Origin of the sequence: Wolbachia endosymbiont (group B) of Longitarsus flavicornis, from assembly GCF_964028135.1 — a bacterium.
GTDB lineage: Bacteria > Pseudomonadota > Alphaproteobacteria > Rickettsiales > Anaplasmataceae > Wolbachia.
The window spans coordinates 1,308,460-1,325,657 of sequence record NZ_OZ034758.1; the positions used below are offsets into that span (position 1 = coordinate 1,308,460).

16 protein-coding genes and 3 pseudogenes are annotated in these 17,198 nt (G+C 34.6%); 5 read left to right on the top strand and 14 right to left on the bottom strand.

What is annotated here, in order from left to right; all coding sequences use genetic code 11:
* Positions 1-146: 146 nt before the first annotated feature.
* Both ABWU45_RS06105 and ABWU45_RS06110 read right to left on the bottom strand, forming a co-directional pair.
* Positions 147-1,313 (bottom strand): phage tail protein, encoded by a 1,167-nt coding sequence (locus ABWU45_RS06105; protein ID WP_353278244.1) that lies wholly within the window; start codon positions 1,311-1,313, stop codon positions 147-149.
* Between the two features lie 280 nt (positions 1,314-1,593).
* Positions 1,594-2,316 carry a baseplate J/gp47 family protein gene (locus tag ABWU45_RS06110; RefSeq protein ID WP_353278245.1) on the bottom strand — a complete coding sequence of 241 codons (723 nt, stop codon included), beginning with the start codon at positions 2,314-2,316 and terminating at the stop codon, positions 1,594-1,596.
* Between the two features lie 78 nt (positions 2,317-2,394).
* Between ABWU45_RS06110 and ABWU45_RS06115 the strand changes: the two are divergent.
* A pseudogene (locus ABWU45_RS06115) lies at positions 2,395-3,236 on the top strand (IS630 family transposase); the annotation flags it as partial.
* A 5-nt stretch (positions 3,237-3,241) separates the two neighbouring features.
* Here ABWU45_RS06115 and ABWU45_RS06120 read toward each other — a convergent pair.
* From ABWU45_RS06120 to ABWU45_RS06155, 8 genes and pseudogenes are all read right to left on the bottom strand, one after another.
* The gene (locus ABWU45_RS06120) at positions 3,242-4,174 is read right to left on the bottom strand and encodes an IS4 family transposase (protein WP_353279094.1); all 933 of its coding nucleotides are present in this window, start codon (positions 4,172-4,174) and stop codon (positions 3,242-3,244) included.
* Between the two features lie 48 nt (positions 4,175-4,222).
* Positions 4,223-4,834 (bottom strand): IS3 family transposase, encoded by a 612-nt coding sequence (locus ABWU45_RS06125; RefSeq protein WP_353278246.1) that lies wholly within the window; start codon positions 4,832-4,834, stop codon positions 4,223-4,225.
* 234 nt (positions 4,835-5,068) lie between these two features.
* On the bottom strand, positions 5,069-5,218 hold the full coding sequence (locus tag ABWU45_RS06130; protein ID WP_353278247.1) for a hypothetical protein: 150 nt from the start codon (positions 5,216-5,218) through the stop codon (positions 5,069-5,071).
* A 4-nt stretch (positions 5,219-5,222) separates the two neighbouring features.
* Complete coding sequence (locus ABWU45_RS06135) at positions 5,223-5,360, bottom strand: transposase (protein ID WP_353278248.1); 138 nt, start codon at positions 5,358-5,360, stop codon at positions 5,223-5,225.
* 78 nt (positions 5,361-5,438) lie between these two features.
* Positions 5,439-5,772, bottom strand: a pseudogene (locus tag ABWU45_RS06140) (ankyrin repeat domain-containing protein); the annotation flags it as partial.
* A 19-nt stretch (positions 5,773-5,791) separates the two neighbouring features.
* On the bottom strand, positions 5,792-6,274 hold the full coding sequence (locus ABWU45_RS06145; RefSeq protein WP_353279096.1) for a hypothetical protein: 483 nt from the start codon (positions 6,272-6,274) through the stop codon (positions 5,792-5,794).
* A 7-nt stretch (positions 6,275-6,281) separates the two neighbouring features.
* Positions 6,282-7,493, bottom strand: coding sequence for a DNA modification methylase (locus ABWU45_RS06150; RefSeq protein WP_353278249.1), 1,212 nt, complete (start codon positions 7,491-7,493; stop codon positions 6,282-6,284).
* Positions 7,494-7,595: 102 nt separating this feature from the next.
* Positions 7,596-8,054 carry a Holliday junction resolvase gene (locus ABWU45_RS06155; RefSeq protein WP_353278250.1) on the bottom strand — a complete coding sequence of 153 codons (459 nt, stop codon included), beginning with the start codon at positions 8,052-8,054 and terminating at the stop codon, positions 7,596-7,598.
* Between the two features lie 217 nt (positions 8,055-8,271).
* On the opposite strand from ABWU45_RS06155, the gene ABWU45_RS06160 reads away from it, so the two are divergent.
* Both ABWU45_RS06160 and ABWU45_RS06165 read left to right on the top strand, forming a co-directional pair.
* Complete coding sequence (locus tag ABWU45_RS06160) at positions 8,272-9,504, top strand: hypothetical protein (protein WP_353278251.1); 1,233 nt, start codon at positions 8,272-8,274, stop codon at positions 9,502-9,504.
* Complete coding sequence (locus ABWU45_RS06165; RefSeq protein ID WP_353278252.1) at positions 9,470-10,585, top strand: hypothetical protein; 1,116 nt, start codon at positions 9,470-9,472, stop codon at positions 10,583-10,585. The genes ABWU45_RS06160 and ABWU45_RS06165 overlap by 35 nt, the downstream gene beginning before the upstream one ends.
* A 179-nt stretch (positions 10,586-10,764) precedes the next feature.
* On the opposite strand, the gene tnpC is transcribed toward ABWU45_RS06165, so the two are convergent.
* The 4 genes from tnpC to ABWU45_RS06185 all read right to left on the bottom strand — a co-directional run bounded on the left by tnpC (position 10,765) and on the right by ABWU45_RS06185 (position 14,303).
* Complete coding sequence (gene tnpC / locus ABWU45_RS06170) at positions 10,765-12,117, bottom strand: IS66 family transposase (RefSeq protein ID WP_353279066.1); 1,353 nt, start codon at positions 12,115-12,117, stop codon at positions 10,765-10,767.
* An 83-nt stretch (positions 12,118-12,200) separates the two neighbouring features.
* On the bottom strand, positions 12,201-12,935 hold the full coding sequence (locus ABWU45_RS06175) for an AAA family ATPase (RefSeq protein ID WP_353278253.1): 735 nt from the start codon (positions 12,933-12,935) through the stop codon (positions 12,201-12,203).
* A gap of 23 nt (positions 12,936-12,958) precedes the next feature.
* On the bottom strand, positions 12,959-13,762 hold the full coding sequence (locus ABWU45_RS06180) for an ATP-binding protein (protein WP_353278254.1): 804 nt from the start codon (positions 13,760-13,762) through the stop codon (positions 12,959-12,961).
* Positions 13,763-13,814: 52 nt separating this feature from the next.
* Complete coding sequence (locus ABWU45_RS06185) at positions 13,815-14,303, bottom strand: sigma-70 family RNA polymerase sigma factor (RefSeq protein WP_264377110.1); 489 nt, start codon at positions 14,301-14,303, stop codon at positions 13,815-13,817.
* Positions 14,304-14,554: 251 nt separating this feature from the next.
* Between ABWU45_RS06185 and ABWU45_RS06190 the strand changes: the two genes are divergently transcribed.
* Positions 14,555-15,241, top strand: a complete 687-nt coding sequence (locus ABWU45_RS06190) for a hypothetical protein (RefSeq protein WP_353278255.1) — start codon at positions 14,555-14,557, stop codon at positions 15,239-15,241.
* A 16-nt stretch (positions 15,242-15,257) separates the two neighbouring features.
* A pseudogene (locus ABWU45_RS06195) lies at positions 15,258-17,186 on the top strand (DUF4815 domain-containing protein).
* Positions 17,187-17,198: the final 12 nt, after the last annotated feature.

A 17,198-nucleotide genomic window follows, 5' to 3' on the forward strand; every position in this document is an offset into this window, starting at 1 on the left:
TTTCTAGCGCCAGACAAATTTCTTATATTTACCTGCTGCTATTCAAGTCATGTCCTTTTTAGCATGAGAAAGCAAGTCCTTTTCTTTTTATTTCATACATTTTAACCTATTATTAATATAATATATGAGGATCTAAATATAAATATTTAACTTATTACACATATTGCTTGACTATTTTTCCAACTTCTGTGCAAATGTCGATGTTCATGCCACTTCAGTACTCCCGGGTAAAATACTAAAATGTGCTTTTCTAATTCGTGTATTGAGTCTTTTTGCTCTGAATCCAAATCATTTCTATAGTAAACGTTGTGTTCTGCTATAACGTATCCTACTATTTTCTGGTTAATGAAATTCTTTGTTTGATAAAAATGAGCGACGCTAAACCTTTCTAAAATTTGCTCGTATTTTAAGTTCCATAGTTGTTCAGATAGTTTACTACTTCCCAATACAAATTTATTCCCTCTTTCCTCCACACTACTAACTGGAAAGCACTCATTTATTTCTCCTAAGTTCCAACTGTCTGATAATATAACTTGCGCTTTCGCAAACTTAATTTCCGGCAATAAGCTCTGCGGTAGAGGATATAGTGCTTTTAAATTGTACCACTGATGATTTCTTTCATAAATACCGTTATAATCCTTTGTGTGAGGCTCTGTTTCTCCAAGTACTGCCACACCTAACCGATATACATCATTACTAAATGCTTGCTCATAATGAACACGAAAAGTACTAAACTTAAAACTTGGATTTAAGATTTTTAGCTCAAATGCGTTCTTTCTACCAAATGATAACACTGGTCCATCTTTTTCTATTTTTACCCCTGAATAATCAGAAAGAAGATCTCCAAATAAACTCTCATCCAATATAAATCTCTGCACATTATAATAATCGTTAAAAATCCTCATCAATCTGGACCTTACAGGCAGTGATAGTTTTGCCAGCTCTACTACTGCATCTACGAAGAAGTCATTTGGTACCTCTTTTATCCCTACTTGCAACTCAAAAAAGTGTTTACCGGGTGGCTCTTCAATAATTGTAATATCTTCTATATTTGCCCATTTTAATGCTATTTTTAGTGATGCTGGAGTTCCTCTCAGTCTTTGAAATTTTACTCCTTCTACTACGGCTTTTCTTCTATCTTTTACCCAACGCAGTATCTCTTCTAAACCATATTCTTCTATTATCCACGGCAATGTTTCTTCTTTAAGACTAAACTTAAATCCTTTGATACAGCTTGGATCAACCTTATAATCTATTGCATCAACCAGTGCTTGCTCTTGCTTTGTTGCGTTTGGCGGTAATAAACTTTTCATTTGTCTTTTCTTTCAAGTTGCTTTAATTTCCTTTATTTAGGTAGCTTATGAGTAAGCAAGAGATCATTGCAGAACTGATCAAAAATAAAGATGTTCTTAATATCAAAAACACTTTCCATAATATTTGACCATATTATCCATACTTTAAAAAACAAATTACAACTTCTGGAAGAAAATCAATACTTTCGTCTCCCTAACATTGGGCATTTTTATCCAGTAAACCACTTATTGCACGCAATTCCCTCACTGGTACGATTCCACAAAACAAAAAAAATACGTTTTAAATCCTATCTAACTTGACGTAGCCAAGCACTGCACACTCATTCCCCAGAACCACAACATCCTCTCTTGGCTCGATTAATTCTATGTTTTCTACACCATCTACAAATAAATTCGCTATTATCCAAGATCTTGTAACATTCCATCCCAGCCTTCTATTTGCTTCAAACTTCTTAATGAACTGTTTCTTGATTTCCTCCTTCGATATTACAGGACTTATGCTCATTCTGCTGTGAATATCTATTTCCGTAATATTGCAACCAATTACTGTTACTGTATCAGTTAAAACCCTTATATCGTCCCTGGTGACTCGCTTTTTTACAATTTCTAGTAGCTCTTCTGACACTGTGGTTGATAAAATTGAGATCTGCACACTTCCTGGCACTTTTGATTCAACCAGCGCATCCTTTACTCTACTATCTGCTGACAGTGCATAATACCTATAATACTCCTTGCTCCCACATGTGCTCCAGCCTTTTACTTTTGCTTTTACTCTCTTTCTAAATCGTTCGTCCTCTTCTTCTTTTTCTCTCTCTACTCCATAAAATTCAGCTAAATTATCAAGATCTTCTCCTGTCGCAAATTTAAGTAAATTACTTTTTATTGCTTCGTTTATTTTTTCTCTAAGCAAAAGTTCTTGCCATGCTGCTACCTCAAGAATCTTTATCGCTGGATCACTTTCAACTAATGCTGAAAAGGTTTCATCTCTACGGACTAATACCAATTCCCGTTATACAAGCAACGAATAGACAATAATGGAAAAAAAAAGCCATACTGAAGTAAGTAAAATAGCGAGGTTTAGATGGCATTAAGATCAAAATTATTGGACGAAAAAGTGGTGGAATCAGCAAAAGAGATGCTGAAGAAAGTAAGAAATAATGCGTATGTTGCAAAAAAACTAAATGCTGTAATTGCAGCAAAAAAGCACAGTATAACAGCTGTAGCAAAAATATGTTGCATTTCGAGAAAGGCAATTACTACATGGATAAAGCACATAAAGTTTGGAAGAGAAGAAAAATTATTTTCTCCACCTCAACGCCGTAGAAAAACTATATTGAACCAAAGTCAACTTGAACAAATTGAGGTGTGGATAGAGGAAAACCCCAATATTACTATTAGAGAAATGAGAATAAGAATCCAAGAAAGATTTGGTTTGAATATCAGCAAATCTGCAATACATCGTAATATGCAAAGGATGAAATTCTCATATATCACACCAACATAGTGGACAAGATAAAAATAAGCAAGAGGAGTTTAAAAAAAAACCTCAATGAAACTATTGTCATGCATTCTGAAAAAGAGCTGTTTTTCTTCGATGAATCACGATTTGGTACACATTCAAAAGTTGGACACGGGTGGTTTAAAAAAGGCAGTAGGACACAGGTTAAGGTAAAATTAGGTAGGGAAAATTTTTATCTCTATAGTGCAGTTAATCCCAGAAATGGAGAGAATTTTAGCTTATTTGCACCAAACGTCAACACTGATTGTATAAATATATTCCTTGAACAGATGTCGCAATATTTAGGAATACGAAAGGCTTTTCTCGTGATGGATTGCGCTAGTTGGCATAAGTCAAAAAATTTAAAGGTACCCAAAAATATCGAAATTATATACCTACCGCCATACTCACCTGACCTCAATCCTCACTTTTACCCACAATTTTGAGAGGTCATGGTGTGAAGCATAACTATGCTCTCCTTAAGATTTTCATAGCCCCGCCATAGAGTCATAGCCCCTGGTAAATTATCACTTTTTCTATTCATAAATCCACCTAATTTTCCTAACCAAATAATAGCTTGTTTTATGTTTGGAGGTTCTTCTGGCAATGTAGCTACTTTATGCTCACGTATGAAAAGGGCCTTCCACTCTTCATTGCTTAAAATTTTAGTACAGGTTTCCATGGGATTTGATAAAGCGACTTTTGTTAAATATAAAATTTTAAATGCAATAATGCTCTTTATAGCAATTAATTTCTGTAGCCTTTCCTTTGTAGTTAAACGAGAGCTTTCTATTTTACATCCTGATTTTAAAACCCTGAAATACTCCTCAATTTTCCATCTTAGCTTATACCAATTTATCCTTTCTATAGCATCTAAAGTGCTATTAACTGGTACATTAGTCAGCAAAGTCCAATCAATAGCTTCCAATCCTTCAGGAGGATTTGTTTCTTTTGCACTTACCACATATACAGGGATTTTATCACTTATTTTATGCACTGTGTCTTTTGATCCATAAATTGAAGAAGATCTGATAGGTATATAGCCTTTCATATACTTAACTTCAATATTAGCTTTCCTTGATCTTTGGTTTCTACCTTTATTAACTTCTAGAGAAATTTTCTTCTTTACTGGCAGTTGAGTGATGCGTGTTTGCAAATCTGTTTTTCCAATTTCAGTACAGATAAATCTTCTATTAGTTCGATTACGGATTACATAAAAACTACCTAATGTCTCAGTGATCCATAAAAATTTGAAGATATCTGCCTCTCTATCACCAAGGGTAACAAGTTGTACATTTGCAGGAAGGTTGTTTATGCTTTCTTTGAGAGCTGTTATCCACTTATAACTTTCTTTTTCTTCTATGGAGTGACCTTACCCAGAAAAAGTAGACAGGTAGTTAAGACGTTTTTTTCATGAAAATGATGAATCAAATTTTTCAGGAATGCAATAGTTAATAGTAGAATGTCTACGTTGTTTGTTATAAAAAATTTCTATGTATTCAAATATTGCGGTTCTAGCTTGTTGTGCGGAGTGTTGTGAGGTATCAATGAGTAATTCCCTCTTTAGTGAACTAAAAAAGCTCTCCGAAACAGCATTATCGTAACAACAACCTTTGTGACTCATGCTAGAAATAATACTTTTTGTATTCAGTAAAAATTGATAATTTTTAGAGGTGTACTGTGATCCTTGATCGCTATGAAATAGTAGATTTTTAACGGGTTTGCGCCTATCAACAGCCATCAATAAAGCATCTATAACTAATTGCTTATTTATTGAATTACTCATTGACCAACCAACTACCATGCGTGAATATAAATCTATTATTGCTGCCAAATATAGCCATCCTTCGTTGGTGTTTATGTATGTAATATCAGTTACCCATATCTTGTTTGGCTGATCAGTGGTGAAATTCTGATCCAATATGTTAGGAGTTATAACTCTATTGTCTGTTTGAAGTTTCTTAGTCTTAAACCTTCGTCTAAGTTGGGCTTGAATGCCATTTTCCTGCATAACATTTTGCACTGTTTTGATGTTATAATTTTTACCTAAAACCTTTAATTCAGCGTGGAGCTCCGTATCTGCATTGTGACGCTTGATATATCTTTTGAATATCTTTTATGAGCTCTTCTCTTGTTGATTTTTTATTACTTTTTTCCTTAGAAATCCATTTATAATAACCACAAGCAGATACGTTCAAAAACCTGCATAGCTCTCTTATTTTACAGCAGTTTTCATGCTCTTTTATAAAAGAATATTTCACTCTTTTTGGTTTGCAAAATATCCCAGGGCTTTTTTTAAAATATCTCTTTCTCTAGTTACTCTTGCCAGTTCTTTCTTTAAATCAAACCGTTCTTTGTCATAAGGAGCCAACTTTCCTTTTCCTGGAAACGCGTCTGTCCCAGACATTTTATCATTGTATTTTTCTGCTTAATGAATCGCCGTTAATACCCAGATCTCTTGCTATTTTTGCTGATGATTGACCTGTTTCTTTTACTAGTTTTATTGCTTCCAATTTAAACTCTGTTGTATATTCCCTTCTACTTGCCATGTTAAACCTCTTTGAAATAACCTTTTATTTTACCTCAAAACGTCTTAACTACCTGTCTACTTTTTCTGGGTAAGGTCAAATACCTTTTCCTATCAAATATCTAACTGCATTAACTTCACCTATCATTGCAGCTAAATGAAGTAAACTATCTTGCTCTGATCCATATTTATTGTTGATTAGCGCTTGTAATATTTCTGCTTTTTTCCCTTCTTTGGCGTAATCAAGAGATGTTTTACCATCATTATCTTCTATAAAAGGATTAATGTTCTTTTTCGTGAGTAACAGATCTACCATACTTAATTCATCAAACTCTATAGCGCAATGTAGTGGGGTTTTTCCGTTTAATCCTCTAATATTTACATCTAATCCAGGTTAGACATTTTATTAACTCCAAACTTAAGTTATCAGCCATTTTATATTCAAAATCTTTTTTATATTTGAAATTTAGTATTAGATAATTCTTGTAATGAGTTTGTAATCTCTTCGGTTAGCGTCTTATGAATCTTTTCAGTGTCGCTCAGTGATGCAAGCAGTGCTGAAACTCTATTTGGAATATTAAGCAAATTATTACGGACAACTCTTGCTACATTAAATGCATCGCGCTTTACTTCTTCTACTGCTACAAGTTCTCCTATCTCAGCCCTAGCTTTTGCCTCAAGAAGTTTACCTCGTTCCATTTCATTTTTTATTCGAGTTTTTAGCAACATCGTGGAAAGGTTACTTGTATTTTCGTTTTCTGGATTTTTCCTCCTCAGTGGCTGACTTGGATCTCTTATTGCCGCTACTGCTTCATTTGCTTGTTCTCTATTGATCAAACCATCCTCCAACTCAACTATTCCTTTCTTTACTAAATAACAGACATATTGCTTTGATACTCCTATCTCTCTTGCCCATTCTGTTTGTGTAATTTTCACTTTTTTCCTACTGTTTTTCTCCTTGAATTTCTGCAAAAGTTTTACCAGTACCGGCTAAAATGGCATCTCTTCCGGTATATATTTGCCAACGTTTTATAGTTACATCTACAAATTTTGAATCTAGCTCTATTGTCCTACAAATTCTTCCTGTTCTCTCGCATGCAATCAGTGTACTTCCAGAGCCGCTAAATGGATCAAGTACGATATCTCCTGATCTACTGCTATTAACTATTGCTCTTTCCATTAGCTCTACTGGCTTCATCGTTGGATGTAGTGTATTGTGTGTTGGCTTATCATAAAACCACAGATCACTTTGATTTCTACCTCCATGCCACTCATGTTTATTGCCGCTTTTCCATCCATAGAGCATTGCTTCGTATTGTCTTTGATAATCAGACCTGCCTAGCGTAAAATGATTCTTTGCCCAAATGATAAATGTTGACCATTTTCCTCCCGCTTCCTCAAATGCTTTTTGCAACGTTGAAAACTCTGATGATGATGCACAGATGTAAATTGCTCCTTTCGTATATGCTAAAATATGGGAACAGATGTCATAGAGAAAAAGCTCATACTTTTCACCTTGATTATCATTTAATATCTTTTTGTCTTGGCTATTACCATAATCAACGTTATATAGAGGATCACAAACAGTAATGTCTGCCATTTTATCATCTAACAGCGCTTTATATGATTCAACTACAGAGCTATCACCACAATAGATTCGATGATCACCTAAAATCCAAAGATCACCTGGCTTTGTTATTTCTACCTTTTTGTCATCAACAACTAAGTCAGAAAGATCTTCTTTTTCACCATCTAAATCATCAAGAAAGTTTTGAACTTTTTCTAATTCAAACCCAGTCATTTTAAGATCAAACTGCAAATCTTCTAACTCTTGAATTTCTACCTTTAAAAGATCATCATCCCACTTTGCCCAATTAGCTGATTGATTTGCCAGTAATCGAAAAGCTTTGGTTTGTGGTTCATTTAAATTATCACTTAAAACAACTGGAATACTCTCCATACCAAGTTTTCTTGCTGCTTTAAGTCTTAAATAACCATCAACCACAGTTCCATCGCTTTTTGCAACTATTGGAATACGAAAGCCGAATTCCCTGATTGAAGCACACATTCTATTTACTACGTCATCATTCTTACGTGGATTACGCTCATATTCGACTAGATTTTCAACAGGATAGTAGTGGATTGCTAAATTCATATCTTAATAATTAAAAAGTTAATATTCAAAATATGTCTAACACTAGAAAAGGCCTGAGGTCTGACCCACTAAACCCGCCATTATGGCCGAAAGGACCCACTTTTATGGTATTTTTGATATGTTAAAATCTTTACCAAGATTCATAGCGTAAAACATTAATGCTAAAGCATCAGATTCATTATCATCTTTAGGCAAAAAACCTTTTTCCTTTACAGCTTCAATAACTTCACTCTTACTTGCATCTGCTATAAAGCGTTTTATAGTTTTAACATTAACACCTTGGTAGGGAATATTGTTCTCTTCACACCAAGCAGACAGAACTGCGAAAAAACCGCCATAGCAATGCGCTGCATCAGTTCCTAGATGTCTTCTTACTTCCTCAAAATACACTGCAGTGAACTTATGCTTCAAGGAATTAAGCCAATTGCGAAAACTCAAAAAATGCATGCCGCCTCCACTGAAACGACTACCATGAAAACTTTCGCTTCCACTTTCAATTACTCCACCTGTTAAAATTGCCCAGCCCGTTTGCTTGCCGAGGTCTAGTGTTAGGATTGACATTTATATTCAGAATTTGTTTCGCTAGAGTGCTATATAATATATATTCAGGATTTGAAAAATTTTTGTCCAAAAAATCTTCTTCTTAAGCAAACTTTTTAGAAAAAACTTGGTTAAAAATCAGTAAACAGCCCTTGCATAATTATTGGTCAAGACTTTCAGATTTCTATCTTAACTATTTAAATAGTCTATTATGCTATTATGGTGTGGTTAGTTTCTTATGAACATTTATCCAAATCGTAAATTTTGGGAAGATGATTTAGAAGTACCTGTTAACCATTTGCTTGATCGTTTTCACAATACAAAAATACGTCAGTCTTGGATAGATTCACTTTCTGGTAAGCAATTAAATATTATTTTTCAAAACTCCTTTAAAGATAAATTAAATGCTCAACTCTTTGATGATGAAAGTTGCGATAATACATCTGTACAATACAAACGTAAAGTGATTGCTAATTATTCCGATTCTCTCGTTACTTACTACTTGATTACCTGTTTTGACCGTGCAAAACTAGAAGTTACTGTCAGTGAAATTGCAAGATCTGCATTAACTACAGAACTCATGAAATCCTACCTTGTAAAAAATAATAATAAATATGACAAGAAGTCTTTGCTGTTTCTACTGTTTCATGCAGATTACAATCTTTTAAAGTCTGTCTATCACTTTGAAAAAATACAAAGAAAGAGTTTCATGTCTTTTGCCTTACAAAAAATACCAAGACGACCAAGTACTCCATTTAAGGACTTTATCTCAGAGGAAATCATACAACAAATACTGAAAGAAGATAACATTAAGAGAAATGACAGTTTCGAGAATCAACTACAAGGTTTCTTCTATCATCAGAATCGTTTATATGTGTTAATACGCAAAGCTAGCGATATAGATTTATTGTTAAATTCAAACAAAGTCATTCATGGCCATAAGGCAGAGTGGATGATTTTGGATTTTCTACTAAATGGCACTCAGGTAGATCTTGGTGCTAGAAATATTGATCAAGCTATAGAAATAGCAAATAGCATTGCAAGTTGTTACTTTGGTTGCGAATGTATTTTTGTAGATGTGCAGGATAAAAATTTCGCGGAACAGGTGCATAAATTTATAGAAACTTGTATTAATGAATCTGATTCAAATATTCGTGTTTTTGAGTTAAAGTTTCAGTCAAATCGTTTCAATTACAGCTATACTAATATCACTTTGACTGTTGCTCCATATGATCCTATTGCACCGGAATTGCATGTTTTAAAGCCATTTGTAGGAGACATAGTGCCATTTATAGAATCGATTAAAGTAATATTTCAAGGCAAAAAGATAGGCTTATTTTTCAAGCGAAGTGATGAGTATATAGCAATTTACTACTCTGAACATCCTCTGAATAAAAGGGAAAGAGAGGATTTTAAAGCATACATAAAACAATTTTATGGTCTTACAATCTTGCCAAGAGCAAATCTCTGATCTTCTTAATTCTGGCAGCTCTTGGATTAATCCAAATCAAAATTACATCGAAGCAGCAAGGTATTTGTCAGATCTTGAATTAATTAAGATGCAAGAGAGGTCTTACATTATCTGCTCTCGTAGACAAGATAAATTAGATTGGCCAAATATAGTTGATCCATACTGTAACAATGAGATTTTCATTGATGAGGACTTTAACGAAGCATGCGATAATATAATTTGTGAAAACTGCAACCGTGATATTTTACCTAATACCTACAAGAAGCAAAGATTTCATCGCTTATCTGTATATTTAAACCCAGAGAAAATCATGCATTGGTTTGAAGGTCAGCTAAGTAATACGCATTTCATGTGGCAAAAGGTGGAAAGAGGAGTTTATCATGTTGGTGACCAAGGTCAATTTGTAAATCTCATTGTTCTTGATTTTTGCACCAATCCAACATTCTTAACCATAGATAGGCTAAGAGTCAATCCAACCGTATTAGTAATACTGAGAAAAAATCCATCAAACATACCTCTTGATTTGCCCATAGTAAAAATGGTTGACCTTTTCTTTCAGCATAAGACTTTAATTGAAGTATTCCAAGAAGCAGCACAAAGAGGAGTACTAGAGTTCATACCAAATACTTCAATGCAAATCTTACATACTGCACTTAATCTAATTGAACCTCCTAAAGAGAAGGAATTACTAAAGTTGCAATTGATAGAGGGCTCACTTTACGTAAACAATATAGAGATTCTAAATAAGAAAGCTGTAGCATGTATGAAAGTTTTGCGCGTATTATTTGAACAATTTTTGAATGATTGTAAAAAAGAATTACCCCCTGAAAAACACATGTTGCTTAGCATCACTGAAATAGAAAAGCGCCTAAATCTTGATCCAGAAGCAGACCCAGAACATTACATTAGAAAACCAATAAACACAATCCAAAGAACAATAAAAACCACTTTAGCTAAAAAGTTAGGATTAAACATCGAACGTAATGATGTGATTCAAACAGTTGGTTGGCCTGGATCATCACGTAAAGATTATGGCTACCGTATTAACCCTTTTACTTTGGTTATAAAAGCAACTCGTTAAGTTTTAGAGATACTAAATAACCAATTAAACGCCATAAGTTACGTAAAATATCGACTATACAAATCTGTCATACATTAAAAAAATTTCTTTACAACTAAAGTAAAACGTGATAAAATTAACATAAGGTCTTTCTTATAAGTTAAGACATGGTGTTAATCGTATCCGTTCAGAGGTGTGGCTTAAGAGACAATAGATAGAAGGTTTTGAAATGGATTTAACTTTTTTTGCCTCCAAGTGAGATACAACGAAATTATCCGCTCAAGGAATCTATTCCCTCGCTCTGACTGTGCAAAATATGAATTCTTACGATAGACAACATAATGCCGTATTTGTCGCTCAACATGATTATTCGTTAATGGAATATTCTCTGGATCATCCAAAAATGTCCACATCATTGGCTCGGATTTTATAATACCCTTTACCGTTCGTGAAGCTCCTTTTGCTTCAAGTATATAAGATATTTTTATCATGCAGTACTGCATAAATCTTCGTAACTCTTTAGCTTGCTTAGTGAACTTTGAAATACTAATTTCATTTTCTGACAAAGCGTTTTTTAATGTAAATAATCCATTAGCTGCATCTTTTAAACAATGGCCAAGTCTCATTACTTCACTATTCCAGCTATGAGATAACCTCTCGAAATTTCTCAATAAGTGAGCCCAACAAATTTGTCGTTTTTCATCACTGAAGTGGTTGTAAACTCCATATCTGTCGGTAATTACCCGATTTTTGTAATCACAAAATGCACTATTCTTTAAAAACTTCATTCCTCTTGTATCTGCTAACTTCATAAGACTTGCTTTATTGTTGGCAAACATCCAGCACCATTCCAATTTACCTTTGTTATAGTGACTGGTTTCATCAATATGCAAAATTTCGCTTGCTTTCATTTCTTCCTCTATTTGTTCATAGGCTTCTTTACATTTTGACGAGACCCTTGCTTCGCTATTGGACACACTACCAACACTTATACTCATGTTAAAGATGTCTTTCATGATATTCGCTATTTCTCGCTTTGAATTCTTATAAAACCCACTTAGTGATGCAACTACTGACTTAACTCTAGGACCAAAGGTATCAGGTGTAACTCCTTCTGGTAATTTGCTACTCCTTCTTTTTCCGCATTTACGACAGCGCCCATGTTCTAGTTGGTATTCCACTACGTAAGGCTTAATTTTTGGGAGATCAACATTCTGGTGAATATAGGGTTTGTTGCATACTGCAATTTCTCCACCACATTCACAAGTATCATGTAATCTTACTCTAATTACTTCATCTGCTTCCATTTTTATCCGATAATTTCCTTTATGACCAACTTGACCCCCTATCTTCCTGCCACCCTCTGACTTATCTTCTGGTGTGTCTTTTTTTATTTTGTACAGCTCTTTTGAACTTGGTAAAGATGAATTCCTTGAGTTCAAGCCAAGTCTCTCTCTTAGTTCAGCATTCTCTATTTCTAAGATTTTATTTTTTTCTTCAAGCTTTGCTACTTTTTGCTCTAAGTTTTTACATAACTCTACAATACTGATCAACAATTGAAGCATCTAGCCTTACCTTACTATCAACATTTTCTGTTATTATTACTTTGATATGTTATGTCAATTCTTTTTTATCCTTACCATACCTCTGAACGGATACGACGGACAGTGCTTTCCTCATCATGAGCAAACATCACCATGCCAGTGCTATAAAATCCACGTAAAGATCCAGCACCACTTAGGCCTTGAAATGGATCTTCTTCTAACATTTTTTTGGATAGTTTTTTTGTATGGTGAGTGAGTATTATGCCCGAATCTGGATTGATAACATTTCTCAGTCTTTCAAGTATTTTTTGCAAGAAGAATAACATAGCGCTATTGTCGTTTTCATTGCCATATTCACTTGAGTTAAAAATGTTACGAAGAGGATCGACGGCAATAATATCAGGTTTGAAACGCTCTTTGATAACATTTTTAATTTCATCTATTTCTTCACTGCTGAAAGATAATTGTACTCTTGGTGTAATGATTAAGTTATTGGCAGCTATATTCAAAAGTTCGTTATCCAGTTGAAGTTGTTGCAAACGTTCTTTCATATATTCATATTCAATTTCAGTTTGCAGATAGAAAATTTTCATAGGTTTGCTTGGAGTCATACCCAAAAATGAAACTCCAGCAGCCATGTGGACAAGCCATGAAATTAGAAAATCGCTTTTGCCAATTTTAGGTGGGCCACCTAGTACCAATAGACCTCTTTTTGTTAAAATCCTTGGTGAGATTATATCTTCTGGTATCGGTGCTTTGTCGTTTAAATACTCTTTTATGCTGAAAAAGGGAATTTTTTGACCGATATTGAAAAAGCTTTGTTCCATAATAATTATTCTCCAATTTTTAATTAAACAATAGGAGCCAAAGTTTTGGCTTTAATTTTCGCAAGTAATTTACCTAGATGTGGTTCCTCAACCATATTCAGGCAGCCACTGCGATCTTTAGCTGGGTATCCCCAAGTATTAATAGTCTGACAGACAAATGAACGTTTCTCTGTACCATCATCTTTCTTGATTCCAACCATGCTGATTACCTCATCAACTATCCCTGGAATCTCACTAGCAGTTTTAGCTCCTTCACATTGAGGTAGCCAAGTTGGACGATTGCAGTCATCGAGATATTGACCTAATGTGCCAACTATTATGATGTCTTTATCTCTGATATGTTGAAACTGATTGAGCCAAGCCATCATCTCTTGCGCAAGTATTCCGTAAGCAGCTCTCATGTCTTGCTTTCCACTTCTCTCAGAAAAAGCTTCCGGTTGCATTTTTGCCCATAAGAGACAAAGACGTGATGCTACAGTGATGCTATCAATAAAAATACATCGATATTTAGAAAACTCTTCATTGTATTTACTTGATACGTGCTCATATTGTCTTTGGCTATACGCTTGATCAGATTTTAGTGCAGGGTTCGGACCACCAATTAGGCAGGCAATATCCCGAGCTTGATTCCAAGTACGAACACTAATTGAATCTCCCTGCCAATCTTGAACAGCAAGCAGACCTGCTTCAAAGTCAAGACATAGTGTTGGTTCACTTATAGTCTTTAAGAGGCTGGTTTTACCAATACCGTAAGGACCAAAAATTACTACTTTTATTCCTGTAGTTGTTTTCAATCTTTCATTATTGTTTAGAATTTTAAAAGTCATTTATTCACCTCAATGGTATATGTTATATATTCAGGAAAGGTAGAATTTATGTTCAATTTTTCTTTTTGCTCTTGTAGTAGATGGAAGAGAGTTTTATACGTATTTTTCTTATCATAGTATTTAAAGTAGTTCTTGATATGTTGTTCATCTTAGCAACTTCATATAAGTTAAAGTACTTGAGTTGTTCGCATATCTTTTGCATCTTTCTTGGTAGCGTTGAAATCATGTAATCTACATCAGTACGTTTCGCTACTTCATCTTCAAAAGCTTCTGTTTTCTCAATATTGACATAGTTATTAATATTGCGCTTCATACATAGTTGTTTCTCCAATAAGTTATTGGCACGACGTTCAGTTAATCTTGCTACAAAAGTGTTAAAGCTACCTTTACTTTCATCATATCTATCAAGATAAGTCCAAATTTCACAGAAAAGTTCTTGCTCAAGATCTTCATGAGTTTCATGAGCAAAGCATTCAAAAAGTTTTAATCTCTTAGCTTGATACCGTATATTTTGAACAACTATGGCAGTTTTTAGTTTCATAACTTTTCCCTAAAACAATTAATGCTTTAAGGATGAGAACTTACAGGTCCACTTTGTAGGACAGGGGCAAAAATAAATAATACAGATGCAATTTTTAACCTATTGATATTCTATTGTTTTTTTTCGAGAATAATACAGTTCGATTTTTAAATAATACTGCAACAAAAAATTAGGCAAAAATTCATTTTTTTTGGACAAAAATTTTCCAAATCCTGAATATATATTATATAAGCCTTTCAAACTCATCACAGGTGTCAATTCTTACACAATCAGGAAGAGCAGCAATAGCAGCAAGTATAAAAGAGCAGCCGATACATCTTGCCTGGGGAACAGGTGATGCAGGTTGGGAAAGCAATCATAAAGTAGAAAAAACTTTTGCAGCTGATAGCGAAATCAAGCTTGATCACCATCCCATTAAAGACGTAAAAATTTTTATCAGACAAACAACTTATCAGCCAAGTATTGATTATACAGTTGATAGTAGTACTGGTGTTATTCAGTGCACAGAAAACAGCTCTATTGTAGAGAGTAGTACAGTTACTATAGAGTACGTTCAAAGCACACCACCGGAGCCCATTACTTCTCAAAAACTACTCAATGAACTTGGCAGGCGTACTGCAGACGAAGTTCTCTTCTGCACAGGTGATGAGAATGGAGAACTTGTAACTCCTTCTGGAAGGTTTAGGTCCTCAAATGTACCAACCAATAATTTGTACCTTAAATTTACTTTCGATTTCACGGACGCAGCAAATCAAGTTATACAGGAATTAGGGGTTATGGTTGGTACTAAAATAAAAGAAGGATTACCTGAAGGACAGAGATATTTTGAACCAAAAGACGTGGAAAATCCTGGAATTTTGTTAGTTTTAGAATACACCGTACCACTTATCAGAACATCTGCAACTCGGGAAACTTTTTCATTTGTTGTAACTTTTTGAATTTTTCTAGCATAAAATGACTTTAAACGCCTATTATAACCGCTTTAATCCTGACAAAGAATACGAAAAAAGCTTATTTCTTGCTGGAAGAGGTTTGCAATCTGCAGAACTAAACGAGACTCAGGAGTATGCTCTCTCTAAGCTTAAAGGCATAGGTGATGCAATATTTCGTGATGGTGATGTTATAACAGGAAGCAATTGCATCATAGATGGGGAAAAAGTTACACTTGAGTCAGGAAAAATCTATCTTCGTGGAGCGGTGAGAAAGGTAGAGGCAAAAGAGTTTGTTATCCCGCTTAATACTACAGTTCGCATAGGTGTTTATTATCTAGAATCTACGATTACAGAACTTGAGGATGAAAACCTTCGTGATCCTGCAGTTGGTACAAGAAATTATCAGGAAGTAGGCGCAGCAAGGCTTAAAGTTTCCATCATTTAGGGATACCAAGTAGAAAGTGTTACTGTTAACTCTACAAATGGCGAATTTTACCCAATTTACAATATTGAAAATGGAGTATTGATAGAACATTCACCGCCACCACAAGCAAATATAGTAACTACAGCTCTTGCTCGTTATGACAAAGAAGCCAATGGTTCCTATGTCGTAAATGGTCTTGAAGTAATGTTCCTGCAAAAGGAAGAGGGAGAAGGAGGAAAAAAAATATTTGTGATTAATGAGGGCAAAGCTCATGTTGATGGCTATGAGATTGAACTTCCTCACAGTATTCGTGTTTCTTTTGATGAAGATCCAGATATAAAGTCAGTTGAATCAGAGCCACATACTTTTCAGCCAAATAGCCAAAGGGTAATGGAATTGAAGGTTAATGATTTTCCAATAAGTGAAATTAAAAAAGTAGATATCACTATTCAAAAAACCATTACCATTACTCACGGTTCATATTCAGGAGCCATTGATCCGATACCTGACTCTGCAGTACTTGAGATTATTCAAGTTAAACAAGGCAATGTTATTTATGAAAATAGTACAGACTATAAGTTAAATGCAGGAAATGTTGATTGGTTATTACCAGGCAAAGAAACAGCTCCTGGAAGTAGTTACCTGATAACCTACCGCTGTCGCACTCATATAAGTCCTGAAGATATAAGCGAAGAGGGATGTAAAGTCAGAGGTGCAGTTGATAACAGTTTGGTTCTGATTGACTACACCTGGAAAATGCCCCGCTATGATTTAATCACTATAGATGCAAAAGGAGTGGTGAGAAGAATCAAGGGAATTGCCCATCCCTGGAGACCATCAATGCCTAGAGCGCCTAGTGGACAACTTTTGCTCTGCCACATTCACCAAACATGGAAAAACGGAGAAAAAGAAGGGGTGAAAATAGTGAATAATGCTATTCATGCTGTACCGATGAATGAGCTTGAAGCAATGAAAAAAGGAATAAATGATCTTTATGCGCTGGTTGCACAGGAACGTCTACGCAGTGATGCAAATTCAAGAGAACCTACCAGCAAAAAAGGAGTGTTTGTTGATTCATTCTTTGATGATGATATGCGTGATCAAGGAATTTCACAGTCTGCAGCAATAGTAAATAAGGAACTAATTTTACCAATAGACGTAACGATTGCTGATATTGATGGGGGAGAAAAAACTTATTTGTTGCCGTATGAACTTGAACCGGTACTGGAGCAGCTTTTACAGACTAAAGGAGAAAAGATTAATCCATATCAAGCTTTTGATCCAGTACCGGCACAAATTACTCTAAATAAAAACATTGACCACTGGACAGAGGTTACCACTAATTGGAAAAGTCCAGTAACCAGAGTATTTAATGTTAAAGAAACGACAGAGCTGCTGTCAAGTACTTCATACGAAACTGAATTTATGAGAGAAGCAATACAGAATTTTGAAATTGAAGGTTTTGAGCCAGGTGAAAAGCTTAAAGAAGTAAGATTTGACGGAATAAGTATTCAACCTATGGAATAAGAAAGAGTAAAA

What these genes read in the sequence shown, in the direction of transcription:
- ABWU45_RS06105 (WP_353278244.1), bottom strand. Translation starts at nt 1,313, where the DNA reads ATGAAAAGTTTATTACCGCCAAACGCAACAAAGCAAGAGCAAGCACTG.
- ABWU45_RS06130 (WP_353278247.1), bottom strand. Translation starts at nt 5,218, where the DNA reads ATGTCTGGGACAGACGCGTTTCCAGGAAAAGGAAAGTTGGCTCCTTAT.
- ABWU45_RS06135 (WP_353278248.1), bottom strand. Translation starts at nt 5,360, where the DNA reads ATGGCAAGTAGAAGGGAATATACAACAGAGTTTAAATTGGAAGCAATA.
- ABWU45_RS06150 (WP_353278249.1), bottom strand. Translation starts at nt 7,493, where the DNA reads ATGAATTTAGCAATCCACTACTATCCTGTTGAAAATCTAGTCGAATAT.
- ABWU45_RS06155 (WP_353278250.1), bottom strand. Translation starts at nt 8,054, where the DNA reads ATGTCAATCCTAACACTAGACCTCGGCAAGCAAACGGGCTGGGCAATT.
- ABWU45_RS06160 (WP_353278251.1), top strand. Translation starts at nt 8,272, where the DNA reads ATGAACATTTATCCAAATCGTAAATTTTGGGAAGATGATTTAGAAGTA.
- ABWU45_RS06165 (WP_353278252.1), top strand. Translation starts at nt 9,470, where the DNA reads ATGGTCTTACAATCTTGCCAAGAGCAAATCTCTGATCTTCTTAATTCT.
- ABWU45_RS06175 (WP_353278253.1), bottom strand. Translation starts at nt 12,935, where the DNA reads ATGGAACAAAGCTTTTTCAATATCGGTCAAAAAATTCCCTTTTTCAGC.
- ABWU45_RS06180 (WP_353278254.1), bottom strand. Translation starts at nt 13,762, where the DNA reads ATGACTTTTAAAATTCTAAACAATAATGAAAGATTGAAAACAACTACA.
- ABWU45_RS06185 (WP_264377110.1), bottom strand. Translation starts at nt 14,303, where the DNA reads ATGAAACTAAAAACTGCCATAGTTGTTCAAAATATACGGTATCAAGCT.